The 25848-nt window shown below is 67.3% G+C and carries 26 protein-coding genes and 1 pseudogene; 13 read left to right on the top strand and 14 right to left on the bottom strand.

All coding sequences use genetic code 11. The features are described 5' to 3' along the window. Positions 1-61 precede the first annotated feature (61 nt). Together ACTRWB_RS31880 and ACTRWB_RS31875 are read left to right on the top strand one after the other, a co-directional pair. A complete protein-coding gene (locus ACTRWB_RS31880) occupies positions 62-1021 on the top strand; it encodes a DMT family transporter (protein ID WP_446904198.1) in 960 nt (319 codons plus the stop codon). 203 nt (positions 1022-1224) lie between these two features. Continuing rightward, positions 1225-1785 carry a permease gene (locus ACTRWB_RS31875; RefSeq protein WP_446904197.1) on the top strand — a complete coding sequence of 187 codons (561 nt, stop codon included), beginning with the start codon at positions 1225-1227 and terminating at the stop codon, positions 1783-1785. Between the two features lie 97 nt (positions 1786-1882). Here ACTRWB_RS31875 and ACTRWB_RS31870 read toward each other — a convergent pair whose 3' ends face one another. Continuing rightward, the gene (locus tag ACTRWB_RS31870) at positions 1883-2017 is read right to left on the bottom strand and encodes an entericidin A/B family lipoprotein (protein ID WP_009688930.1); all 135 of its coding nucleotides are present in this window, start codon (positions 2015-2017) and stop codon (positions 1883-1885) included. A 234-nt stretch (positions 2018-2251) separates the two neighbouring features. On the opposite strand from ACTRWB_RS31870, the gene ACTRWB_RS31865 reads away from it, so the two are divergent. Beyond that, a complete protein-coding gene (locus ACTRWB_RS31865) occupies positions 2252-3547 on the top strand; it encodes an aspartate carbamoyltransferase (protein WP_412024160.1) in 1296 nt (431 codons plus the stop codon). Positions 3548-3679: 132 nt separating this feature from the next. Here the strand turns inward: ACTRWB_RS31865 and ACTRWB_RS31860 are convergent. Continuing rightward, positions 3680-3835, bottom strand: a pseudogene (locus ACTRWB_RS31860) (VapC toxin family PIN domain ribonuclease); the annotation flags it as partial. 344 nt (positions 3836-4179) lie between these two features. Here ACTRWB_RS31860 and ACTRWB_RS31855 point away from each other — a divergent pair. From ACTRWB_RS31855 to ACTRWB_RS31845, 3 genes are read left to right on the top strand one after another with little or no spacing between them, the layout of a single operon-like run. Beyond that, entirely contained in the window at positions 4180-6423 is a 2244-nt protein-coding gene (locus ACTRWB_RS31855; RefSeq protein ID WP_446904196.1) for a TonB-dependent receptor, read from the top strand. Positions 6424-6426: 3 nt separating this feature from the next. Then, entirely contained in the window at positions 6427-7182 is a 756-nt protein-coding gene (locus ACTRWB_RS31850) for a tetratricopeptide repeat protein (protein WP_446904195.1), read from the top strand. Continuing rightward, positions 7179-7862 carry a Fe2+-dependent dioxygenase gene (locus ACTRWB_RS31845; protein ID WP_446904194.1) on the top strand — a complete coding sequence of 228 codons (684 nt, stop codon included), beginning with the start codon at positions 7179-7181 and terminating at the stop codon, positions 7860-7862. Before ACTRWB_RS31850 ends, ACTRWB_RS31845 begins: the two co-directional genes overlap by 4 nt. Positions 7863-7943: 81 nt before the next feature. Here ACTRWB_RS31845 and ACTRWB_RS31840 read toward each other — a convergent pair whose 3' ends face one another. Further along, positions 7944-8366 carry an amino acid-binding protein gene (locus ACTRWB_RS31840; RefSeq protein WP_446904193.1) on the bottom strand — a complete coding sequence of 141 codons (423 nt, stop codon included), beginning with the start codon at positions 8364-8366 and terminating at the stop codon, positions 7944-7946. Positions 8367-8572: 206 nt separating this feature from the next. On the opposite strand from ACTRWB_RS31840, the gene ACTRWB_RS31835 reads away from it, so the two are divergent. The 5 genes from ACTRWB_RS31835 to ACTRWB_RS31815 all read left to right on the top strand — a co-directional run bounded on the left by ACTRWB_RS31835 (position 8573) and on the right by ACTRWB_RS31815 (position 11039). Then, on the top strand, positions 8573-8812 hold the full coding sequence (locus ACTRWB_RS31835; protein WP_048245635.1) for a type II toxin-antitoxin system Phd/YefM family antitoxin: 240 nt from the start codon (positions 8573-8575) through the stop codon (positions 8810-8812). Further along, positions 8809-9204, top strand: a complete 396-nt coding sequence (locus ACTRWB_RS31830; RefSeq protein WP_412024156.1) for a type II toxin-antitoxin system VapC family toxin — start codon at positions 8809-8811, stop codon at positions 9202-9204. Before ACTRWB_RS31835 ends, ACTRWB_RS31830 begins: the two co-directional genes overlap by 4 nt. A gap of 204 nt (positions 9205-9408) precedes the next feature. Beyond that, positions 9409-10047, top strand: a complete 639-nt coding sequence (locus tag ACTRWB_RS31825; RefSeq protein ID WP_446904192.1) for a M15 family metallopeptidase — start codon at positions 9409-9411, stop codon at positions 10045-10047. A gap of 102 nt (positions 10048-10149) precedes the next feature. Beyond that, a complete protein-coding gene (locus ACTRWB_RS31820) occupies positions 10150-10734 on the top strand; it encodes a nucleotidyltransferase family protein (protein ID WP_193100125.1) in 585 nt (194 codons plus the stop codon). Positions 10735-10895: 161 nt separating this feature from the next. Then, positions 10896-11039, top strand: coding sequence for a hypothetical protein (locus ACTRWB_RS31815; RefSeq protein ID WP_165948077.1), 144 nt, complete (start codon positions 10896-10898; stop codon positions 11037-11039). A 95-nt stretch (positions 11040-11134) separates the two neighbouring features. On the opposite strand, the gene ACTRWB_RS31810 is transcribed toward ACTRWB_RS31815, so the two are convergent. The 8 genes from ACTRWB_RS31810 to panE all read right to left on the bottom strand — a co-directional run bounded on the left by ACTRWB_RS31810 (position 11135) and on the right by panE (position 20318). Further along, the gene (locus tag ACTRWB_RS31810; RefSeq protein ID WP_446904191.1) at positions 11135-11893 is read right to left on the bottom strand and encodes an SDR family oxidoreductase; all 759 of its coding nucleotides are present in this window, start codon (positions 11891-11893) and stop codon (positions 11135-11137) included. Then, positions 11890-13437 carry an FGGY-family carbohydrate kinase gene (locus tag ACTRWB_RS31805; protein WP_446904190.1) on the bottom strand — a complete coding sequence of 516 codons (1548 nt, stop codon included), beginning with the start codon at positions 13435-13437 and terminating at the stop codon, positions 11890-11892. The genes ACTRWB_RS31810 and ACTRWB_RS31805 overlap by 4 nt, the downstream gene beginning before the upstream one ends. A gap of 29 nt (positions 13438-13466) precedes the next feature. Then, on the bottom strand, positions 13467-14555 hold the full coding sequence (locus ACTRWB_RS31800; protein WP_446904189.1) for an alcohol dehydrogenase catalytic domain-containing protein: 1089 nt from the start codon (positions 14553-14555) through the stop codon (positions 13467-13469). Positions 14556-14601: 46 nt separating this feature from the next. Further along, positions 14602-15540 (bottom strand): ABC transporter permease, encoded by a 939-nt coding sequence (locus ACTRWB_RS31795; protein WP_446904188.1) that lies wholly within the window; start codon positions 15538-15540, stop codon positions 14602-14604. Then, the gene (locus tag ACTRWB_RS31790; protein ID WP_446904187.1) at positions 15527-17191 is read right to left on the bottom strand and encodes a sugar ABC transporter ATP-binding protein; all 1665 of its coding nucleotides are present in this window, start codon (positions 17189-17191) and stop codon (positions 15527-15529) included. The genes ACTRWB_RS31795 and ACTRWB_RS31790 overlap by 14 nt, the downstream gene beginning before the upstream one ends. Further along, positions 17110-18051 carry a substrate-binding domain-containing protein gene (locus ACTRWB_RS31785; RefSeq protein WP_446904186.1) on the bottom strand — a complete coding sequence of 314 codons (942 nt, stop codon included), beginning with the start codon at positions 18049-18051 and terminating at the stop codon, positions 17110-17112. The genes ACTRWB_RS31790 and ACTRWB_RS31785 overlap by 82 nt, the downstream gene beginning before the upstream one ends. A gap of 118 nt (positions 18052-18169) precedes the next feature. Further along, on the bottom strand, positions 18170-19129 hold the full coding sequence (locus ACTRWB_RS31780; protein ID WP_446904185.1) for an AraC family transcriptional regulator: 960 nt from the start codon (positions 19127-19129) through the stop codon (positions 18170-18172). A gap of 241 nt (positions 19130-19370) precedes the next feature. Then, positions 19371-20318, bottom strand: coding sequence for a 2-dehydropantoate 2-reductase (panE, locus tag ACTRWB_RS31775; RefSeq protein ID WP_446904184.1), 948 nt, complete (start codon positions 20316-20318; stop codon positions 19371-19373). 252 nt (positions 20319-20570) lie between these two features. Here panE and ACTRWB_RS31770 point away from each other — a divergent pair, with 252 nt between their 5' ends. After that, positions 20571-22124, top strand: coding sequence for a methyl-accepting chemotaxis protein (locus ACTRWB_RS31770; protein ID WP_129515376.1), 1554 nt, complete (start codon positions 20571-20573; stop codon positions 22122-22124). Between the two features lie 25 nt (positions 22125-22149). Here the strand turns inward: ACTRWB_RS31770 and ACTRWB_RS31765 are convergent, their stop codons facing one another. Next, positions 22150-22827 (bottom strand): response regulator transcription factor, encoded by a 678-nt coding sequence (locus tag ACTRWB_RS31765; protein ID WP_343493961.1) that lies wholly within the window; start codon positions 22825-22827, stop codon positions 22150-22152. A 386-nt stretch (positions 22828-23213) separates the two neighbouring features. On the opposite strand from ACTRWB_RS31765, the gene ACTRWB_RS31760 reads away from it, so the two are divergent. Next, complete coding sequence (locus ACTRWB_RS31760; RefSeq protein ID WP_446904183.1) at positions 23214-23705, top strand: hypothetical protein; 492 nt, start codon at positions 23214-23216, stop codon at positions 23703-23705. Between the two features lie 27 nt (positions 23706-23732). Here ACTRWB_RS31760 and ACTRWB_RS31755 read toward each other — a convergent pair whose 3' ends face one another. Together ACTRWB_RS31755 and ACTRWB_RS31750 are read right to left on the bottom strand one after the other, a co-directional pair. Further along, complete coding sequence (locus ACTRWB_RS31755) at positions 23733-24239, bottom strand: hypothetical protein (RefSeq protein ID WP_446904182.1); 507 nt, start codon at positions 24237-24239, stop codon at positions 23733-23735. 131 nt (positions 24240-24370) lie between these two features. Next, entirely contained in the window at positions 24371-25792 is a 1422-nt protein-coding gene (locus ACTRWB_RS31750; protein WP_412024141.1) for a sigma-54 dependent transcriptional regulator, read from the bottom strand. Between the last annotated feature and the right edge of the window lie 56 nt (positions 25793-25848).

The raw sequence follows: 25848 nt of genomic DNA, 5'->3' as shown, positions 1-25848 counted from the left end.
CACGCGCCCGCTGCAATTTCGTTCAAGACGCGCACTGCCGCCGTACGCGACGATGCGGCGCATGAAGACACGACTGATTGGCTATCTCTATCTCGCCGCCGCGATGGCGGGCGTCGGCAGTACCGTCATCGCGAGCCGTCTCGCGGCCGGCGGCCTGCCGCCGTTCGCGGCCACGGCGCTGCGCTTCCTGATCGCGACCCCGCTGCTGTTCGCGCTGATGCGCGCGCAGCGCATGCGCTGGCCGCGCATTTCCGCGCGCGACGGCGTGCTGCTCGTCATCCAGGCCGCGGCGGGCGGCGTCGGTTATACGGTGCTGCTGATCAGCGGCACGAAGCTGTCGTCGCCGCTCGATGCGGGCGTGATGCTCGGCACGCTGCCAGCGATGTCGACGCTGATCGCGGCCGTCGTGCTGCGCGAGCCGCAGACGCCACGCGACTGGCTGGCCGCCGCGCTCGCCACGGCCGGCGTCGTGTTCGTCACGTTCGCACCCGGCCAGGCGATGCCGTCGCTCCAGACCCTTGCCGGCGATGCACTGGTGCTGGCCGCCGTCGCGTGCGAAGCGGTCTTCATCCTGCTCAACCGGCGGCTTGCCGCGCCGTTGCCGCCGCTTGCGCTGTCCACCGCGATGTCGGGCCTCGGCTTCGTGCTCGCACTCGTGCCGGCCGCGTTCGAATGGCGCGCGGTGGCAAGCGGCTGGACCATCGGCGCCTTATCGGCGATCGCCTACTACGCGCTGGTGCCGACCGTGCTCGGCTACCTGTGCTGGTACGCGGGCTCCGCGCGCACGAGCGGCACCGAAGCCGCGCTGTTCACCGCCGTCGCGCCGGTCTCGGCCGTGCTGTTCGCGGTCGCGCTGTTCGGCGAGACGCTGAGCGGCACGCGTGTCGCCGGCATCGCACTCGTCGTCGCGGGCATGCTCGTCGGCGCGACGCGGCGGCGCGAACCGCCCGGTCAGGCACGTGAAATAAAGTCGGCACAGCCGGCCGGCCCCGCACCCTCCGCGCAAACCGCCGCCGACTGATCCGCGTTCATCGCGCTATGCCCGAAACGACGGTCGCGCCGTCCCGTCACACACGGCCTGTCGGCTCCCCACGTTCCCGCGATGCCGGCGGCAGTTGTAGGAATGTGTCCGCACACCGCAAAACCGTTGCGTGCCACCCCGCAAGATGCAATATTCGCGTGGCCGGGACCTTTGACAACCATCGAACAACAATCTGCCAAGCAATGAACAGGAAGGAAGCCAAAACAAGAATCGCGGTGCTGCTGTCCGCGGGAACGAGGAAGGCCGACACGCTGGCCGAACTGTCCGGACAGGGGCTCAAGGATCGCGTGCTCGCCGGCCTGATCGCGTCGCGCCCCGATCCCGAACGCTGCCGCAAGAACAAGGTGCACACCTGGATCCTGGTCGCGCTCGGCATCGCCCAGCTGGCGATCAGCCTGATGCTCGCGTATTACTTCTCCGCAGCCGCCGGCGACGCCGGCGCATCGGGCGGCTTCGTCGCGCTGTTCCTCCTGCTGACCGTGCCGCTGTCGTTACTGTTCATCTGGGGCTTCGCCACCCATCGCGTCGGCGCGTATCACGCGTTCATCCTGCTGTCGCTGCTGCAGCTGCCGAAGACCATCGCCGGTCTCGGACGCGATCCGTCGACCGCGCTGCCGGGCCTCGTGGTCACGCTCGTACTGGTGGGCTACGTCTGGTTCGTCCGCAACCGGATGTTCCCCGACTACGGCTGGTTCACGCCGCGCAAGGTCGAAGGCCGCTACGCATTCGTGGAACGCGCCTGACGCCGCCGGCGTTCACGCAGCCCGAATGCAGAAGGCGCCGGGCCGCCCCGCAATCGCGGGACGGCCCGGCGCCTTCTGCATTCGGGAACCAGTCGGCTTACTTGGCCTTTTCGGCCGTATCGCTGATCGCCTGGCCACCCTTCGAAATATCCTGGCCCATGCCGGCGACCGTATTGCAACCGGCGAGCGCGGCGGTCACCACCAGCAGCATTGCAGCAATCGTACGCGTCATTCTCATCCTCCTTCGAATCAACAAGCCCGACCGGGCGAATCGTCTGCGGCATGGTGCCCGGCAAGATGCGGGGCACGGGGCCTGACCTGATTATACGGAGACGGACGCCGCGCGCCAGTACGAACCCGCCGAGTGTCATGCGAGCCGCACAACCCGTTCGCGCAGATTTTCCTTGACTTCATTGCGCCAGGAACTAATATACGCACCGCGTATATTTTTCGTCAGGAGCCGCCGATGACCGTTCCCCAGCAAGCCTTCCTACGCGACGCGATGCGCCGCCTCAACATGACCCGCGAAGCGTTCGCCAATCGCATCGGCGTCAGCCGGCGCGCGCTGGATACGTGGTTGCTGCCCGACGACTCGCAGGAATCGCGCGGGATGCCCGAGATCGTCGAGCGCTTCGTGTCGGAAATCGTCGAGCGTTCGGCACCGGAAGGTGGCGGATATACGCAAAGCGTAGATAATCAAGGGCTCGCAAGGCAGTTCTTTTTCGAGGGCAAGCCGCAGCTGCTGTCGGTCGACCAGTTCTCGCGGGAATCGGTCGAGGCGCTGTTCCGCGTGGCCGACGTGATGCAGCCGATCGCGCGGCGCCACAAGATTTCGCGCGTGCTGGAAGGCGCCGTGCTCGGCAACCTGTTCTTCGAGGCCAGCACGCGCACGCGCGTGTCGTTCGGCGCGGCCTTCTGCCGGCTCGGCGGCTCGGTGTGCGACACGACGGGCTTCACGTTCTCGTCGATGGCCAAGGGCGAATCGATCTACGACACGAGCCGCGTGATGGCCGGCTACGTCGACGCGCTCGTGATCCGCCACCCGGAGAAAGGCTCGGTGGCCGAGTTCGCGCGCGCGACCAACCTGCCCGTGATCAACGGCGGCGACGGCCCCGGCGAGCACCCGAGCCAGGCGCTGCTCGATCTCTATACGATCCAGCGCGAGTTCTCACGGCTCGGCAAGATCGTCGACGGCGCGCACATCGCGCTGGTCGGTGACCTCAAGTACGGCCGCACCGTGCACTCGCTCGTCAAGCTGCTCGCGCTGTACCGCGGGCTCAAGTTCACGCTCGTGTCGCCGCCGATGCTCGAGATGCCGGCCTACATCATCGACCAGATCTCGACGAACGGCCATGTGATCGAACAGACGACCGACCTCGCGGCCGGGCTGCGCGGCGCGGACGTCGTCTACGCGACGCGGATCCAGAAGGAGCGCTTCACCGACGAGTCGTTCGAAGGCTACACGCCGGATTTCCAGATCAACCAGGCGCTCGTCGACTCGGTCTGCAAGCCCGACACGCTGATCATGCACCCGCTGCCGCGCGACAGCCGGCCGGGCGCGAACGACCTGTCGGTTGACCTGAACCGCGACCCGCGCCTCGCGATCTTCCGGCAGACCGACAACGGGATTCCGGTGCGGATGGCGATCTTCGCGGTGCTGCTCGGCGTCGAGAACCTCGTCCAACATTCGATGCGCGACGCGACGTGGCGCCCGCCGGCGTACCTCGGGCCGGAGGACGCGGTGTTTCACGGGGTTGATTGAGCCGCACCGAAGGTATCGCGCTCGCCTGCCATCGTTTCAGATTGGCGGGCGAGCTTGCCTGAAACAAAACGCGCCGCATCGCACGGCGCGTTTTTCAATTGCGGCGCAGCCGGTGGGGCCCGCAACCGGAAACTAACACGCCCACGGGTCGATCACGCGAACGCCCATCGCCTCGAACGGTGTGGCGTCGCGCGTGGCTACGATCAGGCCGCTTGACTCGGCCGTGGCAGCGATAAACCCGTCGGAAGGTGCGATCGCGGTACCGGCGGCACGAGCGCGCGCGAGAAGGCTCGAACGGTAATCACAGGCATGATGCATCCCTTCAAAATACTTTCAATACAGTCATCCTGGCATTTTGCAGTCACATGGATTGCCTCGCGACATAACCACTCTAACCCGCTCAAAGAGCCCGCCATACTCGGCCAATCGGCCATTTCCCATCCTCAAACCGCCCTCCAACCACCCCGCAACATTCGTCAACAATCCCCTTACAAATACAAACAAGAACGCTTCTCATTTAACGGAAAATTACATAGAATGCCGCCTGAAAACAAATCGTAATAATTCCCGGCGGCATGCACATTTCCGCAGCGCACCGCTCCCGGGGCCACATCGCGAGGTCGAAGCGCACCATGAAGTCCCGTCCCGACGAGTTGAAGCTCGGTAAATTCACCACCCTGTGCAGCGTGCTCGCCGCGAGCCCCGCTTTCGCCGACGGTACGCCGCCTTCGGCCCCGTCCAGCACCGAAGGCCATCTCGCGCCGATCGAGATCCAGGGCAAGACCGAGCACAGCTACAAGGCCGACTTTTCCGCTTCCGCGAAATTCACCGCGCCGCTCGTCGACACGCCGAAGTCCGTCACCGTGATCCCGCAGGAACTGATCCGGAACAGCGGCGCGTCGACGCTGACCGAAGCGCTGCGCACCGTGCCCGGCATCACGTTCGGCGCCGGCGAAGGCGGCAACCCGCTCGGCGACCGTCCGTTCATCCGCGGCTACGACACGCAGGGCAGCATGTTCGTCGACGGCATGCGCGACACGGGCGCCACGACGCGCGAGATCTTCAACACCGAGCGCATCGAGATCACCAAGGGTTCCGACGGCGCATACGGCGGCCGCGGCGGCGCGGGCGGCAGCATCAACCTGATCACGAAGGCCCCGCACCTCGGCACGTCGGCCAGCGCGAGCGCGGGCCTCGGCACCGACCGCTATCGCCGCTTCACGGCCGACGGCAACTGGCAGTTCGCCGATCACGCCGCGTTCCGCCTGAACCTGATGAGCCACAACAACGACGTCGCCGGCCGCGACGCCGTCAACAACGAGCGCTGGGGCGTCGCGCCGTCGATCGCATTCGGCCTCGGCACGTCGACGCGCGTGACCGCGAGCTACTACCACCTGTCGACGGACGACATGCCCGACGGCGGCATCCCGTACTTCTACACGACGTCGAACAAGCCCGCGAACGTCGGCACGATCTATCCGGCACCCGTCGATCGCCACAACTTCTACGGGCTGATCGACCGCGACTTCCGCAAGACCACGTCGGACATCAGCACGATCAAGATCGAACACGACATCACGTCGTCGCTGACGGTCCGCAACACCACGCGCTACACGGAATCGACGCAGGACTACATCTGGACGCAGCCGGACGACAGCCAGGGCAACGTGGTCAACGGCAAGGTCTGGCGCCGCAACAACAACCGCGACAGCTCGATCAACAGCATCGCGAACCTGACCGAACTGTTCGGCGAATTCCGCACCGGCCCGTTCAAGCACAGCTTCACGACCGGCATCGAGCTGACGCGCGAATGGGGCAAGCGCGATACGTACAACGTCGCCACGGATAACGGCAAGATCTGCCAGAAAGGCATCGGCGCGGCGTCGGGCTACAACTGCACGAGCCTGTGGTCGCCGAACCCGAACGATCCGTGGGCCGGTTCGATCACGCGCGCCAACGACTACGCGCATGCACGCACCACGACGAAATCGATCTACGGCTTCGACACGATCGAGATCACGCCGCGCTGGCAGGTCAATGCCGGCGTGCGCGTCGACGACTACTCGACCCGCTTCACCGACACCAAGGCGAACGGCGGCAAGACCTACACGCGCGACGACACGCTCGTGAACTGGCAGGCCGGCCTCGTGTTCAAGCCCGCGCAGAACGGCAGCATCTACGCGTCGTACGCAACGTCGTCGACGCCGGCCGGCATGATGCTCGGCGAAGGCAGCGAAACGCAGTCGCTCACGCCGGGCCGCGGCGGCGTCGGTCCGAACGCCGATCAGCTGTCGCCGGAGAAGAACCGCAGCATCGAGCTCGGCACGAAGTGGAACGTGCTGAACGACAAGCTGTCGCTGACCGCCGCGCTGTTCCAGATCGATACGACGAACGCGCGCGTGACGCTGCCGAACAACCAGTACGCGATGGTCGGCAACAAGCGCGTGCAGGGCCTCGAGCTCGGCGTCGCCGGCCAGATCACGAAGCAGTGGCAAGTGTTCGGCGGCTATACGTACATGAAGAGCGCGCTGCGCGACAACGGCAAGGACAGCGCGAACGACGGCAACCGCTTCCCGAACACGCCGAAGCACAGCCTCACGATGTGGTCGAACTACGACGTGACGCCGAAGTTCACGGTCGGCGGCGGCGCGTTCTACATGTCGGAAGTATTCGGCGATCCCGCGAACCTGCGCGCCGTGCCGTCGTACTGGCGCTTCGATGCGATGGCGCAGTACCGGATCAACAAGAAGCTCGACCTGCAACTGAACGTGAACAACCTGTTCAATCGCACGTACTTCGATCAGGCGTATCCGGCGCACTATGCGTCGATCGCACCGGGCCGCTCGGCGTTCGTCACGCTGAACGCGCGCTACTGATCGATGGAAGCCGTATCGCTGAAGGCGCTCGCGTCGGTGTCGCCGCGCGAGCTCGCCGACATCCTGGCCGGGCCGCCCGAGCGCGCCGCCGCGTGGGTCGCGGCGGCGGCCGATAACGGCATCGTCGATGCGCAGGCCGTCTACGGACAGTACCTGCTCGACGGGCATGGCGTGGCACGCGATCCGGCTGCCGCGTTCAACTGGTTCCGGCACGCCGCGCGGGCCGGCCATCCAATGGCGATGAACATGCTCGGCCGCTGCTACGAGTTCGGCTGGGGCACGGCCGCGTGCGCGCCGGTCGCCGTGTACTGGTACCGGCTCGCCGCGCAGGCGGGGCTCGACTGGGGCATGTACAACTACGCGACGGCACTCGCGCTCGGCAACGGCGTCGACGAGAACCGCACCGACGCGCTCGACTGGTTCCGCCGCGCGGCCGCGCTCGGCCATGCGAAATCGATCAACCTGATCGGCGGCTTCTACGAGGACGGCTGGGTTGTGTCGGTCGACACCGACGCCGCGTTCGACCACTATCGCCGCGCCGCCGTTGCCGGCGATTTCCGCGGCCAGTTCAACCTTGCGCGGCTGCTCGGCGAGCGCGGGCAGATCGACGAAGCGCTCACGTGGCTCGCGCGCGTGCCGGCCACCGCGACGCCCGCGTTCATCGCGAAGATGCGCGCGTATCTCGCGTCGTCGCCGCTCGACGCATTTCGTACGGCGGCGATGCAACTGGCGCCGCACGTTATGGAATCCGCAACATGATGCTTCATATCCCCGGCGTATTGACCAAGGCGCAGGTCGCGCAATGCCGCGACGTGCTCGATTCGGCCGAATGGGTCGACGGCAATGCAACGTCCGGCGCGCAGTCGGCGCTCGCGAAACGCAACCGGCAACTGCCAGAAGGCTCGCCGGCGGCGCGCGCGGTTGGCGACGCGATCCAGGATGCGCTCGCGCGCCATCCGCTGTTCTTCTCCGCGGCGCTGCCGCTCAAGGTGTTTCCGCCGCTGTTCAATCGCTATGAAGGCGGCGAGACGTTCGGCACGCACGTCGACAACGCGATCCGGCTGCTGCGCGGCACGGATTTCCGCGTGCGCAGCGATCTGTCGGCGACGCTGTTTCTCGAGGAACCCGATGCGTACGACGGCGGCGAGCTGTGTGTCGAGGATACGTACGGCGTGCATCGCGCGAAGCTGCCGGCCGGCGATCTCGTGCTGTATCCGGCGTCGAGCCTGCATCACGTGACGCCCGTGACGCGCGGCGAGCGCGTCGCTTCGTTCTTCTGGATTCAGAGCATGGTGCGCGACGATGCCGATCGCACGCTGTTGTTCCAGCTCGATACGCAGATTCAGCAGCTTTCCGCGGACAAAGGTGGGCACGACCCGGGCGTGATCGCGCTCACCGGGATCTATCACAACCTGCTGAGACGGTGGGCGGATACCTGAGCCATGTGGGGGGACCGCGCAACGTCCTGAAACGCGAGCCCCCTTCCGGCCACGGCCAGTCCACCGTCCAACGCAGCCGCCTTATGCCCGCTGCAGGATATCGATCGCCTTGTCCGCATCGTCCACCGAATCGACCGCGAAATAGGCAATGAACTGGGAACCCAGCACGGCGGCCGAAACGCCACGAAGATTGATCGCGCCGTCCGCGAGCATCTGGGTCAGTTGCCCGATGATGCCCATTTGATCCAGACCCATTACGCGGACGGAGTGAACGCTCGGGGTGACGCTGAACCCCACCTGCGTGGCCGTGCGAATCACCGCGTCTCCCTGCAGTGGTGCGACAAACACGACGCCCTTGCCCGGCGCCTCCGATGTGCGGCGTGCGACGATGAACTGCAAGTCTGCGCCGGCAGTCCGCAGAGCGCCTAATACGGCCGCGAGGCCGCCCGGCTTGTCCTCGATGGTCGCCGCCCACACATCGACACGTTCTACGCTCAGTTCCATGGCAATCCCTCCCGCCTGAGAACCCCGATAGAAAAAATCTAGATCACGGCAAGCACGCGAGCAAGGCGGACAGCGTCTTCCGGCCCCTGGGCATCAACGCACCCTGTCGCGTTTTGCATGCATCTGGCGACGCGTGACCTTCGCGACTTGCCTCGCTCCGCCGCACTGCCTTAAAATGACCATCGTCACATGACCAGGTCCATATCATGATGCCGCACGCTCCCGTTTCGAAATCCGAGTTCAAGGCTCGCGCACTCGAATACTTCCGGCTCGTCGAGTCGTCAGGCGAAAGCCTGATCGTCACCGATCACGGCAAGCCAACGCTCGAGATCCGGCCGTATCACGCACGCGAAGCTCAGCCGTTGGACATATTGCGCGGCTCGGTCATGCGCTACGACAATCCTCTCGATCCGATTGCGGAAGATGATTGGGAGGCGTCGCGGTGATCGTGCTGGATACGCATGCATTGGTGTGGTGGGTGGCGGGCGATCCTTCGCTCAGCAAGAAAGCGCGAACCGCGATCGATCGCGCGCGCGGCGAAGGCGCGCTCGCCGCATCCGCGATCTCGGCGTGGGAAATTGCGATGCTGGTGCGCAACGATCGCCTCGCGCTGTCGATGGACGTCGACGCATGGCTCGCCACGGTCGCGCAGATCGACGGCATGCGCTTCGTGCCCGTCGACGCCGACATCGCCGCGAAATCCACCGCCCTGCCCGGCGCGTTCCACAAGGATCCGGCCGATCGCATGATCGTCGCCACCGCGCGGCGGCTCGGCGCGCCGCTCATCACCCGCGACGAAAAAATCCGCGCTTACGCGCACGTGAAGACGCTCTGGTAGGCGTCGGTCGCGCGCAGGCCAAACCACGGCACCTTCTCCGCCGAACTCTGGCATATTGGCGATTCGTCTGACCAAAATGCCTCCGGCCGGCCAAGCACCGCGCAACACCCCGCCCGCCGGCTCGTGACCCGCAACCGTCATCGCGCCACCTCACCCGCTATCGTGATATCGCTCTCCGATCCCGTTGTCCGGTCGATCGCCCTGATGGAGTCGCACGAAGGGTTTGTCGATCTCGCTACCTTCGACGAACGCATCGCCGTCGACCTCTCGCGCAGCGTCGTTTCGAACCCGAGCCCGCATTTCCTGAAGGTACGCCGCGGTATCGCCGAACGGCTGGTCGTCGCCGCGCACGCGCTGCCCGCCGGGCTGCGCCTTTACGTCAAGGAAGGCTATCGTCCGCTCGGACTCCAGCGGGAATATTTCGCCGACCATCTCGCCGAACTGCGTGGGACACTGAATCCGCTGCCGTCCGACGAAACGCTGTACGAACTCGCGAGCCACCATGTCGCGCCCCCCGAAGTCGCCGCGCATCCGACCGGCGCTGCCGTCGACCTCACGCTGATATCGGCGGACGGCATCGAAGCCGACATGGGCAGCATCATGAACGCCACCGACCACGAATCGTCCGGCGCGTGCTACACGCACAACGCATTCATCAGCCGCGCGGCCGCACATAACCGCCAGGTGCTGATCGCCGCGCTGACGGGCGCCGGCTTCACGAATTACCCGTCGGAATGGTGGCATTGGTCGTTCGGCGACCGCTATTGGGCCGTCATGCAGCGTGAATCCCACGCGATTTATGGCCCCGTCGAGGAAAGCATGCTCGACGAAGCGTCGCGATGACGGTATTTCCGATCTGACGGGCGCGACTCGGTAACATCCTCACTTGCCGATCCCCGCCCGGTCCCGCACAATCGCAGCACCTGTCTCACTCCCCCCGCGCCGATGCCCTATGCGTCACTCGCCACCGGCGTCCTGCTCGCCGGCGGCCTTGGTCAACGCTTCGACCCGAGCGGCCTGCACAGCAAGTTGCTCGCACTGCTGCCAGACGGCACACCGGTTGCGGTCGCGGCCGCCCGCCATCTCGCGGCGGCCACGGCCGACGTGATCGCCATCGTGCGTCCCGGCGCCGAAAAACTCGCGATTCTGCTGAACGAAGCCGGCTGCCAGGTCGTCTACGCATCCGACACCGAGCGCGGCATGGGCGCGACCCTCGCGGCCGGCGTGCGCGCGACCCCCGACGCGACCGGCTGGCTCGTCGCGCTCGGCGACATGCCGTGGATCGCGGCTTCGACCTACGAAGCGGTGACGCGCGCGCTCGATACGGACGGTGCATCGATCATCGCGCCCGCCCATCGCGGCGTGCGCGGCCATCCGGTCGGTTTCGCCGCGCACCACTACGAGGCACTGGCCGCGCTCGACGGCGATACCGGCGCCCGCACGCTGTTCGCGAGCGCGCCCGTGCAACTGCTGGACGTCGACGATCCCGGCATCCTGCGCGACGTCGATACGCCGGCGGATCTGCGCTGACCGCGATCGCGCGGGCCACACGACGCATTGCGGCAGACGAACCCGTTCGACGATCGACACCCCGCCGCAAGAATCCCGCTGCAAACGCACGTTCGATTGCCTATAACGGAGACGAGGCGCACCTGCCGCGCCGCCGCCGTCACGCACTGCGCGAGTTCTCCATGACCGATCACACGACCCCGACGCCCGAGCCACCGGCCGACCCGAACCGCGATCCGGAAGACGACCCGCTGTCGTCGCCGCCGGGTCATCACCACGACAACCCGCAACAACCGGACGGACCGCCGAGCAAAGACCCGGTCTAGCCGCGCGTCGGCCGCTCCGCACATTCGCCCCTATTTCCCGTCATGCGCGGCTGGCGGCCGCCGGCCGCCCGTCGCCCGTCACCGCATCGCGTGGCCTATCGCGCCGTATACCCGCCGTCGATCGGCAGCGACACGCCGCTGATCATCGACGCCGCATCGCTCAGCAAAAACAGGATCGGTTCGACCACCTCATCCGGCTCGGCAAAGCGCCCGAGCGGAATCGCCGCCAGCATCGGCGCGCGCTTCTCCGGTTCGCTCCACGCGAATTGCGCCATCGGCGTGAGCGTGACGGTCGGGTTCACGCTGTTCACGCGAATGCCGTGCGGGCCGAGTTCGATGCACAGCACGCGCGTGATCGCGTCCATCGCCGCCTTCGACGCGCAATAGCTCAGATGCGCGGGCAGCCCGACGAGCGCGGCCTGGCTCGATACGTTGACGATGCTGCCCCGCGCACGTTCGGCGCCCCGTCCGTCGCATTCGATCATCTTGCGCGCGACGGCCCGCGCGACGAGCGCCGCACCGCGCGCATTGACCGCCATCACGCGATCGAAATGCGCGGCGCCGACATCGAGCGCCGCTTCGAGCGACGCGATTCCCGCACAATTGACGAGGCCATCGAACGCCTCGTGCGCGGCGAGCGCCGCGTCGATCGCGTGTTCGTCGCCGCCGACATCGATACGCAACGTATCGCATGCCGTCTCGCCGGCCAGCGCATCGAGCGCGGCCATGTCGCGCCCCGCCGCGACGACCCGCGCACCCGCCTGCGCCAGCGCGACCGCGCACGCTCGCCCGATTCCGCTCGATGCGCCCGTGACGAGCACCCGCGAGCCGCTGAAATTGAATCGTGTCTTCATGATGGCGTGCTCAAGCGGTGCATGATCGGTTTGAGTGCCGGGTACAGCGCCGTGTAGAGCGCGAAACGCGCCGCATACGCTTGCGCACGTTCGGCATCGGGCCGCGCACGCTCGACGAGCGTGACCCAGCCACCCTGCGCGTCGTCGTGCGACACGAGCCCTGCCCCGACACCCGCGAGCAGTGCCGCCCCCATCGCGGCTTCGACGTCCTGCTCGATCGTCCATACCGGAAAGCCGGTCACATCGGCAATGATCTGCATCCAGAGCGCCGAATGCGCGGCACCGCCGACGACGATCAGCCGATCGTCCAGCGCCGCCGCCCCTCGGCGGCCAGCCTCGATGTTGTGCCGCAACGCGAACGCGACGCCTTCGAGCACCGCGCGATACAGGTGCGCTCGCGTATGCGCGAGACTCAGCCCGACGAACGCGCCGCTCGCCTTCGCATCCCACACGGGGCTGCGCTCGCCCATCAGGTACGGCAGGAACAGCACGCCGTCGGCACCGGCCGGCACGCTTTCGGCCGCTTCCTCGAGCAGCACGTGCGGATCGCCATGCGGCAGCAGGCGCGCCGCATCGAGTTCCGCATGACAGAACTGGTCGCGAAACCACGCGACCGACGCACCGGCCGTGATCGCGCCACCGAATACGTACAGGTCGCGCTGCCCGTTGAACACGTGCGGCATGCTGACGAGCCCGTGCCGCGCATCGACATGCCGGTTCACGTAGCCCCAGCACATGCTGGTGCCGATCATCGCGACGTGCTGCCCGGTGCGCGTCGCGCCGGCCGCGAAGGTCGCGACGGCCGCATCGACGCCGCCCGCGACGACGGGTGTGCCGGCCGGCAACCCGAGCTGTTCGGTCCATTGCGACAGCAGCACGCCGACAACGTCCGTCGAATCGACGAGCCGCTCGGGCATCATCGTCGCCGGAATACCGAGCATGTCGAGCGCATCGTCGGACCACTCGCGGCGCGCGACGTCGTACACGCCGCCGATATTGCCGGCCGAACTGTGATCGACCGCGACTTCCCCGGTCAGCAGGTAGATCACATACGCGTTCGGCGGCAGGAAATAGCGCACGTTCGCCCACACGTCCGGCCGCTGGTCGCGCAGCCACAGCATCTTCGTGAAGCCGTAGTAGCTGTCGACGCCATTGCCCGTGATCACGCGCAACCGCTCGACGTTGACGTGTTCGTCGACCCAATCGACCTGCGCGGTCGCGCGCCGGTCCATCCAGATCAGGCACGGATGAAGCGGCCGCATGTCGCTGTCGACCGGGATGCCCGAGCCGCCGTACAGGCTGCTCACGCACACCGCGCGGATCGCGTCGGCCGGCACGCCCTGCGCGCGCGCATCGCTCACGCAGCCCGCGATGCATCCGAGCACGGCATCGAACCACACCTGCGGCCATTGCTCGGCCCACAGCGGGCGCGGCGTGTCGGGCTGGTAACCGGACGAGCGCCGCGCGACGATCGTGCCGTGCCGGTCGACGAGCAGCGCCTTGGTGCTCTGCGTGCCGATATCGACGCCTATGACGTATTCCATGATGTCTCCGGTGAGGCGCACGCCGGCCGTCAGCGGGCCGGCTTCAGCAGCACCTTGATCGATTCGGGCGATTTCGCGACGCGAATCGCGTCGTCCCAATCTTCGAGCGCGAAACCGTGCGTGACGATGCCTTTCGACGTGACGAGCCCGCGCGCCAGCAGGTCGATCGCGATCGGATAGCAGTATGGCCCAAGGTGCGCGCCGCGCACGTCGAGTTCCTTGCGGTCGCCGATGATCGACCAGTCGACGGTCGCATCCTCGCCGAACACGCTGAATTCGACGAAACGGCCGAGCTTGCGGATCAGGTCGAGCCCCTGGTTCACGCCGACCGGCGCGCCGGTCGTTTCGATATAGACGTCGCAGCCGTAGCCGTCGGTCAGCGCGCGGATGATCTCGCGCGCATCGTCGCGCTTCGGGTTGATCGTCACGTCGGCGCCGTACTGCCGCGCGAGGTCGAGGCGCTCGTCGATCAGGTCGATCACGACGAGTTTCTTCGGCGTCTTCAGGTGCGCGACCTGCGTCATCATCAGCCCGAGAGGGCCCGCGCCCGCGATCACGACGACGTCGTCGAGCTGGAGGTCGCCGCGGTTCACGGTATGGATCGCGCACGACAGCGGCTCGATGATCGCGGCATCCTCGAGCGACACGCTGGGCGGGATCTTGTGGACGAGCGCGGTCGGCGGAATGCGCATGTATTCGGCCATGCCGCCGTCGGCGACGTCGCGCTGGAAGCCGAAGATGTTGTGCACTTCGCACATCCAGTACTGACCGGACCTGCAATAACGACACTTGCCGCACGGCACGATCTGCTCGGCGATCACGCGGTCGCCCAGTGTCACGCCGAAATGTTCGGCCGCGCCGTCGCCGAGCGCTTCGACATGGCCGAAGAATTCATGGCCGGGAATCACGGGTGCCTTCACCCACGGACTCGGGCCGCCCCAGAACATCTTCGCGCCCGTATAGCACTTGCAGTCGCTCGCGCAGATCCCGCACGCGGCGATGCGGATCACGAGCTCGTTCGCGCCGGGGCGCGGCTTCGCGACCTGTTCGACGCGATAGTCCTCGGGGCCGTGGCAGACGACCGCGGTCATCCGCGGCTGGGCTTCAGGTGTCGTCATGAGTTGTCTCTTTCGTTGATGATTCGGATATCTATTCGATTACGCGTTACCGCGATCGTTCGCGGCTGATGTAGATCGCGAGCAGGATGATTCCGCCCTTGATCACGTTCTGCACATACGGGTTCACGCCGATCATGTTCAGGCCATTGTTGAGCACGCCGAGCAGCAGCGCGCCGACCAGCGTGCCGAGGATCGCGCCGCGCCCGCCGGAGATCGACGTGCCGCCCATCACGACGGCCGCGATCGCGTCGAGTTCGAAGCCCACGCCCGCGTTCGGCTGCCCGCTCATCAGCCGCCCGGTCAGCACGATCGCGGCAAGCGCCGACGTGAGCCCGGCCAGCGTGTAGACGATCAGCTTCACGCGCGCGACGCGCACGCCGGTGAGCCGCGTCGCCTGCTCGTTGCCGCCGATCGCATACACATAGCGGCCGAACGGCATGCGATCGAGCAGCAGCCACGCGATCGCATAGACCACCAGCATGATCAGCACGGGCGCCTGAATGCCGAGCACCTTGCCGCTGCCGAAGAACGCGACCCAGTCGGGCAGGCCGTCTATCGGATAGCCGCCCGTGTAGATCAGCGCGAGGCCGCGCGCGATGCCCATCGTCGCGAGCGTGACGATGATCGGCGGCATCCCCGCGAACGCGACGAACACGCCGTTCAGGAAGCCGAAACCGAGGCCGACCGCGATGCCGATCGCGAGCGCGGCGACCGCGTTGACGCCCGCGACCATCAGCCCGGCCGCGATGATCGCGTTGATCGACACCTGGCGCAGCACGTTTTCCAGGTTCGCGGCGGACAGGAAGCTCGGGCTTGCGATCATCATCGCGATGCACACGACGATGAGGCCGACGAGCGGATAAAACAGCGTCGAGCGCCGCAACCGCGCCCAGATCGCGCGTGGCGGCGACGCATCGCCGGCGGCAGCCGCCGCGAGCGTCGTGGAAGGCGTGGAAGGCGTGGAAGAAGAATCAGGCAGGTTCATGGGTCGCTCCTCGCGTGCCGGCCGTGGCATGGGTCATGACCGTGTCGGGATCGATCTCGTCGCCGTCGAGCGTCGCCTCGATGCGCCCTTGCCGGAACACGGCGACGCGATCGCACATGCCGACGATCTCCGGCAGTTCGGACGAGATCATGATGATGGCGTAGCCGCGCGCGGTAAGTTCGCGCATCAGCCCGTAGATTTCGGCTTTCGCGCCGACGTCGATGCCGCGGGTCGGCTCGTCGAAGATCAGCACCGACGTGTGATGGTTCAACCAGCGCGCGATCACGACCTTCTGCTGGTTGCCGCCGGACAGCGTCGCGACCTCGGTGTGGATCGACGGCGCCTTCACGCCGACGCGCCGCATCACGTCGTGCGTCGCGCGCGCCTCGCCGCGCCGGTCGATCAGCCAGCGCATCGACCGGTACTTGCCGAGGTTGTTCAACGAGATGTTGTCGCGAATCGAAAACGACGTGACGAGCCCTTCCGTCTTGCGGCTTTCCGGCAGGATGCCGATGCCCGCCCGCAACGCGTCGGCCGGATCGGCAAGCTTCGCCGCCGCGCCGCGCACACGCACTTCCTTGCGGTGCGCGCGCGTCGCGCCGATCACCGCGAGCGCCGTTTCCGTGCGGCCCGAGCCGACCAGCCCGGCGAAGCCGAGGATCTCGCCCGCCCGCAGCGCGAAGCGGTTCACCGGGCCGCCTCGCTCGAGCTGCAGCGCGTCGACTTCGAGCACGGCCGGCGCGTCGGCCGGCAGCACGGGCTTCGGCGGGAAGCTGCTTTCGATCCGGCGGCCGACCATCATCCGCACGAGCTGCTCGACGTCCGTGCGCGCGACGTCGGTCGTCGCGACGTACTGGCCGTCGCGCAGCACGGTGATGCGGTCGCACACCGCGAAGATCTCGTCGAGGTGATGCGAGATGAAGATCATCGCGACGCCCTGCCGCTTCAGCTCGCGCATGATCGCGAACAGGTGTTCGGCCTCGGCCGGCGTAAGCGTGGCGGTCGGTTCGTCGAGGATCAGGATGCGCGCGTCGAGCGACAGCGCCTTGCCGATCTCGACGAATTGCTGCTGCGCGACCGACAGCGCACGGATCGGCGCATCGAGATCGATCGACACGCCGAGCCGCGCGAAGATGCCGGCCGCCGCGCGGCGCATCCGCGTGCGGTCGCGCGCGCCCCAGCGGTTGCGCAGCTCGCGGCCGAGGAACAGGTTGTCGACGGCGTCCAGGTGCGGGATCAGGCTGAACTCCTGGAACACGATGCCGACGCCCGCCGCAACCGCCTCGTGATAGTTCGCGAAACGGCGCGCGGCGCCGTCGATCTCGATCGTGCCGGCATCCGGTTGATGAATGCCGCACAGGATCTTCATCAGCGTCGACTTGCCCGCGCCGTTCTCGCCGAGCAGCGCGTGGATCTCGCCGCGCGTAATCTCCAGATGAATGTCGGACAGCGCCTTCACGCCCGGAAAGCTTTTCGTGATGTGGCTGAGCCTGAGTATCGTCTCCATCGGCCTCTCCGTGCGAAGGGCGTCGGCCGTGCCGCCGCCCTTCGCGTCGCGTCGCACGTCGTTCACCAGCTGAAGCCCTTCGCGTTGCCGCGATCGACGACCTTCACGTCGACCGGGATCGCCTTCGGCACCGTCGCGCCCCACTTGCGCGCAATCGCGATGCCGAGCGCGATGCGCACCTGGTCGGCCGGGAACTGCGCGGTCGTCTCGATGAACTTCGAGTTCGGCTTCTGGATCGCGGCGATTGCCTCGGGCGCGCCGTCGACGCTCGTCAGCTTGATGTCCTTGCCGGAACCCTCGATCGCGGCGAGCGCGCCCATCGAGCCGCCGTCGTTCACGCTGAAGAGGCCCTTCAGGTTCGGATGCGCGGAGATCATGTTTTCCGTCACCGACAGTGCGGTCGCGCGCTCCTGCTTGCCGTTCTGCGTGTCGACGAGCTTCACGTTCGGAAATTTCGCGAGCCCGGCCTTGCAACCGCGCACGCGTTCGAGAATCGGCACGACCGGAATGCCGTCGAGGATCGCGACCTCGCCGCTGCCGCCGATCGCCTTCGCGAGGTATTCGCACGACATCACGCCCGCGTCGTAATTCTTCGAGCCGACGAACGAATCGACCGGCCCGTTCGCGTTCGCATCGACGGCCACGACCACCGCGCCGGCCTTCTTCGCCTGCGTGATCGCCGACTGGATGCCGGTCGAATCGGTCGGGTTCACGAGCAGGATGTCGATCTTCTTCTGCAGCATGTCCTCGACGTCGCTCACCTGCTTGCTGACGTCGTGATGCGCGTCGGTGACGACGACCTGCGCGCCGATCGTTGCGGCCGCATCGGTAAGCGCCTTCTGCATCGTCACGAAATACGGGTTGTTCAGTTCCTGGAACGTCATGCCGATCCGCAGCGGCGCGGCATGCGCGGCGGCGGGCAGCAGGGCCGCGACGGCGAGCGCGGCAAGGGCCGCCATGCGGACGGCGCGGCGGGGGGATGAAGCGGGCGATGCATGCGTCATGACGGTGTCTCCGGTTGTATAAGGCTTTTTCGTGGGTGAGCAAGCCCCTCGCGACGTGGGCGGCGCGATCGGCTGGGTACAACGGCGTGGAAAACTCAGGCGGGCGGCGGCCCGGCGATCATCCCGGCTGCGGCGCGAGTTCGGGCACGCCGGGTGTCAGTACGCGCGGCGGCATCGGGTTGCCGGTGGGTGCCGCATGCAATGCGAGTTCGCGACTGCGCGCGTTCAGGCGCTGCAGCGCGCGAAATTCGGACGGCGCCATCCCCTTCACCGCGCGGAACTGGCGATTGAAGTTCGATACGTTGTTGAAGCCGGCCTGGAAGCAGATATCGGTGATGCTCGTATCGTCGGCGAGCAGCATCTGACACGCGGATTCGATCCGCAGACGGTTCACGTACTGCACGAACGGCATGCCCGTCTGGCGATGGAACGCACGCGAGAACGCGCTGACGCTCTGCCCCGTCAGTTGCGCGAGATCGGATTCGCGCAGCTCGGACGCGAGGTTCTTGCCGATATACGACAGCGCATGGCTGAGCCGCGTGGGCGTGACGTCGGCCTGGTCGTACGCGGGGCTCGCGAGCAGCGTGCGCTCGTCGGCGCCGCACAGCCGTTCGAGGATCGTCATGAACAGCGCGATGCGGCGCATGCCGCGCGCCGCCAGCAGTTCGTCGAACAGCGGCGCGATCGCGGCGCTGGTCGCGGCGTCGAAACCGACACCGCGCCGTGCATCGTCGAGCAGCGCCTGCGCATCGCGGCATTCGGGAAACGCGTCCATGCAGCGGCGCACGAACACCGGGTCGAACTGGATCACGAGATTGCGGCGCTCGACGGTTTCGCCTTCGGCCATGTCGCTGACCCAGTTGTGCGGCAGGTTCGGGCCGAGCAGCACGAGATGGCCGGGGCCGAACGAGCCGATGTGATCGCCGACGAAATACTTGCCGCGCGTCGCGACGATCAGGTGCAGTTCGAATTCGGGATGGAAGTGCCAGCGGATCGTGCGATACGGATAGCCGTGCGACCAGACCTTGAACGACTCGTCGCGTCGCACTTCGACCACTTCGAGATCGGGGTGCATCATCTTGGCGTCTCCATTCCCATGTATCGCTGGCCGGCCTGTTCGGCTGTTCGCGCGTGCGCCGCGTGTTTCGCGCGGCGACGCGACCGGTCGCATGGGAAGCAATGTAGGTCGATCGAGCGCGCGGCTCCACCAACTTTACGCCTGATTTTCGATACTTTTTTGCGCTTTCCGGCCGTAAACGGCGCCAGATGACAAATTTGTGCAGCGCGGAACGTGTCGGGGCGACCGCCCGCGCCGGTGTTTATGCGTCGGCGTGCTCGCGCGCCGTGCGCACCTCGTACGTCTTCAGGTGGTTGTACGCGATCCGCAGCAACGACAGCGCATCGGCCACCTGCGGGTCGCGGCGCGCGAGCAGATCGCCGATCACATGATCGGCTTCGACGCGCGCATGATTCTCGACGTCGCGCAGCATCGATGCGGTCAGCGGCGACGGCGTCAGCACCATCTGCTGCATCCGCTCGATCGCCACGGGGTCGGGCCGCTTGCCGTTGTATTCGGCGATCGCGCTGCATTCGCCGAGCATCGTCTCGAGCAGGCGGAGGCCGTCCGGCGCGGTGAGAATGTCGCCGACCGAGCCGCGGAACAGCGACGTGCTCGCGGCGAGCGTCGCGAGGAATACCCACTTCTCCCACATCCGCGCCGCGATGTCGTCGCTGAGCGTCGCGTCGAAACCCGCGCCATCGAACACGTCGGCCACCGCGCGCACGCGCGGCGATTCGCCGCCGGCGAGCTCGCCGAACGACAGCCCGGCCGTGTCGTTCAGGTGCACGATGCGCTGCTCGCGATCGAGCGTCGCCGCGATCACGCACAGCCCGCCGAGCACCTGCGCGGCGCCGAACCGGTCGCGCAGCACGTCGAGGTGGCGCATCCCGTTGAGCATCGGCAGGATCAGCGTCTGCGGCCCGACGAACGGCGCGAACGAGAGAATCGCGTCGTCGAGGCTGTAGGCCTTGCAGCTCAGCAGCACGAGGTCGAACGGCGCGACCCCGGCGCCCGCATCGCCCGCACGCACGGTCTGCACGTTCGCGAGCGTCAGGTCGCCGCGCGGGCTGCGGATCAGCAGCCCGTCGCGCGCCAGCGCGGCCGCGCGGCCGTCGCGCACCAGGAACGTCACGTCGCGCCCCGCCGCGGCCAGCCGTCCTCCGAAATATCCGCCGACCGCGCCGGCCCCTACCACCAGAATTCGCATCGTTGCCTCCTTTCGGTTTCATTCAGCGCCGCGCTGCCGCCGCCCCGGGGCGCCACGCGCGCGCAATCGCCCCGACAGTATAGCGACGCCCGTTATGCATATGCATAGATACCCGTGCCGACGTCGCAGGCATGGGCAGTCGCGCCGCGTCTAAGGGATTACCCGTCTACGGCGATGCGCCGCGCGCGCCGTCAAGACACTTATCCCGTCACGCCGCTTTGGCGAGCATCCTCGACTGACCGACCACACACCATGCGCAACCTTTCCCTGAATCAGAAACTCGCCTCGATGATCGTCATCCTGTGGCTCGGCCTGCTCGTGATCGCCGGGCTCGGCGCGTGGCAGACGCGCGCATCGATGATCACGGACCGCCGCGACCAGCTCGCGTCGCTGGTCGCGCAAGCCGCCAGCGTGACCGACCATTACTACAAGCTGTCGCAGCAGAACGCGATGCCGGAAGCCGACGCGAAGCAGAAGGCGCTCGAAGCGATCGCCGCGATGCGCTACGGCGCCGACGGCTACATCTCCGTCAACGACTCGAAGCCCGTGATCGTGATGCACCCGATCAAGACGGACCTCAACGGCAAGGACGTGTCGAATTTCACCGATCCGAACGGCAAGCACCTGTTCGTCGAGATCGTGAAGGCCGGCAACATGGAAGGCGGCAAGGGTTTCGTCGAGTATCTGTGGCCGAAGCCGGGCGCCGACAAGCCGCAGGAGAAAACCAGCGCCGTGCAGCGCTTCGCGCCGTGGGACTGGTATCTCGTGACGGGCATGTACATGAACGACGTGCGCACGGCCGTGCTCGAGAGCATCGGCCGCTGGCTTGCGATGACGGCCGTGCTCGGCGCGCTCGCGACCGCCGTCATGGTGCTGGTGCTGAAAAGCGTGCGCGCGAGCCTCGGCGGCGAACTCGAGGACGCGCTCGACGCCGCGCAGCGCATCGCGCAGGGCGACCTGACCGCGCGCGTCACCGTGAAGCACGACGATCGCGGCAGCCTGCTGCATGCGCTGCACACGATGCAGGGCGGGCTGATCGACATGGTGTCGCGCGTGCGGATGGGCACCGAGAACATCAACGTCGGCGCGAGCGAGATCGCGTCCGGCAACACGGACCTGTCGCAGCGCACCGAGGAACAGGCGGCCGCGCTCGTGCAGACCGCGTCGAGCATGGACCAGATGACCGCGAACGTGAAGCAGAACGCGGACAGCGCCGCGCAGGCCGCGTCGCTCGCCGGCGAGGCCGCGCAGGTTGCGACACGCGGCAGCACGGTGGTCAACGATGTCGTGCGCACGATGAACGAGATCACCGACCGTTCGCACAAGATCGGCGACATCATCGGCGTGATCGACGGGATCGCGTTCCAGACCAACATCCTCGCGCTGAACGCGGCGGTCGAAGCTGCGCGCGCGGGCGAACAGGGCCGCGGCTTCGCGGTGGTCGCGGCCGAAGTGCGCTCGCTCGCGCAACGCTCGGCGACGGCCGCGAAGGAGATCAAGTCGCTGATCGTGTCGTCGAACGAGACCGTCGAGCACGGCGCGACGCTCGTCACGCACGCGGGCGAGACGATGGCCGAACTCGTGCAGTCGGTGCGGCGCGTGAACGAGATCCTCGACGAAATCAGCCACGCGTCGCGCGAGCAGAGCGCGGGGATCGAGCAGGTCAATCGCGCGGTGGGCGAGATGGACCAGGTCACGCAGCAGAACGCGGCGCTCGTCGAAGAGGCCGCGGCCGCCGCGCACTCGCTGCGCGATCAGGCCGAAGCGCTGCGCGACGCCGTCACGCGGTTCGCGTTGCCGGCCTGACGGCGCGGGCCCGGTGCGCGCGTGCTTACGCCGCGCCGCCGGGCCGCGGCGCGGCCGCGCCGGTACCGAGCCCCAGCCCGGCCGCCCGCTGGATCAACTCGACATCGTTGTTCGCGCCGAGCTTCTTCATCGCGCTGATCTTCTGCGCACTGACCGTCTGCTTGCCCTTGCTCAGGCGCTGCGCGATCGTCTTGATCGGCACGCCCGACAGATACAGGCGAATCACCTCGATCTCGCGCACCGACAGCTTCACGGGCGCCTCGCCGCCCTCGTCGAGCGCGTCGACCGCACGCCTGACGAACGGCGACAGGTAGCATCCGCCGCTGTAGCTCGCATGGATCGCCGTGACGATATGGCCGACGTCGTCGAGCTTGCTGACGACGCTCACGCCGCCGATCGCGAGGATCGACCGGAAGATCAGCGGGTTCTCGTTCGCGACCAGCGCGACGATCCCGGCGTTCGGGCGCGTGCGCCGCAGCCAGTCCAGCAGCGCGAGGCCGTCCATCCGCTCGTCGCCGCGGATCGCATAGTCGACCAGCACGATATCGCAGTCGACGCCGCCGAGCGACGCCACCAGTTCGGCCGCACTCCGGTAGACCGCGACGAGCTCGATCGCGCAGCCGCTGCCGGCGACCTGCTCGATGCCGGCCAGCGTCAGCGGCCAGTCGTACGCGAAGACGATGCGAACATTGAATTTCCTCATACGCGGTTCCTGGTTGTTCACCGGCCGCGCAATGCGGAACGCACGCGACCGGTTCGACGTTGAAAGGACGTTCGGGCTATTTTTATCCCGAACGTCGATTCTATGGAGCCGGGCGCGGGCGGGATATCGGACGGCATATGGATCGGCCGCCGGGGACGTAATACGAGTTTGATATTTGCGCGGGTTCGAACGGCCGGCGGCCGGTGCCCAACGGCCACGGGCATCGGCCAAACGGCCGGTGTTGCGCGCCGCGCGGGCCATGCGGCCGGTCAACAGGTAAAATTGCGGCCTTTGCTGCCATTCCGGGCCACCGGCGGCGAGCGCTGCGCCGATGCCGGCCGCGCGCCACCGCCCTGTTGCCGGCGGCCCGACTTTCCGCGCTCCTCATGACCGAATCCGATCTGCAATCCGACGACACCTCCATCCACGAAAACGGCCTCTGGCGCGACAACGGCTGGACGGCCCGCGTCATCAAGAACGAAGACGACGACGGCTGGGCCGTCGAGATGATCAAGGACGGCGAGTCCGAGCCCGCGCTCGTCGGGCCGTGGACCATGGGCCGCGACAAGAAGAACCCGAAGCCGATGGACGCGAACGCGTTCCGCACGCTCGTGAAGACCGCGACCGAGGTGCTGATGCGGCACGAGCAGCAGCGGCGCGCGATGCTGCACAAGGAAGTGGCGATTCAGGGCGACGACGGGCAGGACGTGTCGGTGACGCTCGACATCGTGCCGGACGAATTCGAGCCGTACGCGCAGCTCAAGGCATTCGATCCGTATGGCGACCTGCTGGCCGAAGCGAAGGTGTCGGCCGGCTTCAAGCTCAACAAGGCCAGCGCCGAGCGCTGGGTCGCCTCGGGCTTCGAGCGACCGGCCTGAGCGAACGCGGCACGGTCAGGCGCGCGATCAGGCGCCGGCGCCCTGCCGCTCGCGCTGCAGCCGGCGCGCCGCCAGCTTGCGCCGCACGAGCTGCTCGAACTGCTGCGTCGCGACCTCCGGATCGCGCGCGGCCAGCCCGAGCGCGTTGCGCACGAGCTGGATCGGCGTCAGCACGATGCCCCACGGCAGCCCCCACCAGCCGAGCGTGACCGATGCGAGCAGCGCGGCCGCCTGCTTCTTGCGGCCGCAGCGGCGGCAGCACACGTGACGACGCGTCGCCCAGCGCGTGACGAACACCAGCGACACGACACGATGCGACGCGTGGACATCGACCGGATTTCCCTCGCGCAGGCAGATCGGGCATGGCCCGTATCGCCAGTCGTCGACATACAGCCGGACCTTCTCGTCGGGCACCCGTTCGGCCTCGACGACGATCGGATGCGCTTGCGCGCACGCCGAACTGCAATAGCGGTGGCCGTCGATCGACCGCCCGCCGACCAGGAACGTCCTGCCGCAGTGACTGCACTCTGACACGATAACCTCGGATAAGCGTGATGCGCCGCGTGCGGCCGCGCGCGCGTCGATGCGCGGGCGGTCCGGACGGGCTGTTTCCTGTCTTAACGGCCGCCGCCGCACGGTCTTGAGCGGATGCGCGCCAACGCGCGTCAGCCGTGCAGCCCGTGCGCGGTCATCAGGCGGTACAGCGTCGCGCGCGAAATGCCCAGCTCGGCCGCGACGTCCGCATGCTGGTGGCGGTGGCGCAGCAACGTTTCCTCGATCGCGTGCCGCTCGGCCTGCCGGCGCACTTCCGCCAGCGTCGGCGGCTGCCGCGACGTGTACTGGTGCAGCTCGAGATCGGCGGCGGAGATCATCGGGCCGTTCGTCATCACGACCGCGAACCGGATCCGGTTGATCAGCTCGCGCACATTGCCGGGCCACGGATAGTTGTGGATCGCCTCGACCGCGCAAGGCATGAAACCGCGAATCCGGTGCGAACAGTCGTCGCGATAGCGCCGCAGTACGTAATCGGCGAGCAGCATGATGTCGCGGCCGCGCACGCGCAGCGGCGGCTCGTCGATGCGCAGCACGCACAGGCGATAGAACAGGTCGGCGCGGAACCGCCCCGTCTGCATCGCGGCCTCGAGATCGACGTGGGTCGCCGACACGATCCGCACGTCCACCGGAATCGACGCGTGTCCGCCGAGCCGCTCGATCTTGCCCTCCTGCAGGAACCGCAGCAGGCTCGCCTGGCTCTCGAACGGCATGTCGCCGATTTCGTCGAGAAACAGCGTGCCGCCGTGCGCGGCCTCGATGCGGCCGATCTTGCGCTGGTGCGCGCCCGTGAACGCGCCGCGCTCATGGCCGAACAGTTCGGCCTGCAGCAGCGTCGCCGGGATGGCCGCGCAGTTCACGGCAACGAACGGCGCGTCGGCGCGCGACGACTGCTGGTGGATCGCCGCCGCCGTCAGTTCCTTGCCGGTGCCGGATTCACCGGCGATGAACACGGTGGCGTCCGTGTTCGCGACCTTGCGGATCGTCGCGAACAGCCGCCGCATCGCATCGCACGAGCCGATCATCGTGCCGCCGGCCGGCGCCGCGTCCGCGCCCGGGTCGCCGTCCGCGAGCTTCAGCATCCCGTACGCATGGCCGACGAGATAGCCGATCGTCGTGTACGCGGTCGCATTGCGCACGTAGTCGAAACAGCAATGGCGGATCAGGCGCGCGATGGTGATGTCGCGCAGCCGCTCGCCATCAGCGAGCGCGACCCAGCCGACGCGCGGGTCGCGCAGCAGCGCCTCGAACGACGCGACGTCGGGCGACGCGAAGCTGCCGAAATCAACGATGCCTGCATGCGGGCGGTTCGCCTTGACGAGATTCAGTGCGTCCGCAACGGTTTTCGCGCGCCACACGTCCCAGCCGCGCGCCGCGAGACAGTCGACGAGCGCCGCATCGTGATGCTGCGACAGGTACACGAGCGGCCGCGACGGCGCGACATGGTTGCGCCGGATGGCCAGGAACGGTGCAGTGCCCGTGTCCCGTTCGACGTCCTGCGGGTCTGACAGCCTGATCTGGCAGCAATAGTTCACGATGGCCTCGTCGTGTGGGGTTATAGGTCGGAACAGCCCGTGCCGGATTGACGTTT

The organism is Burkholderia sp. YIM B11467, assembly GCF_052952715.1.
This window is presented reverse-complemented; position numbering and strand designations above follow the sequence as displayed.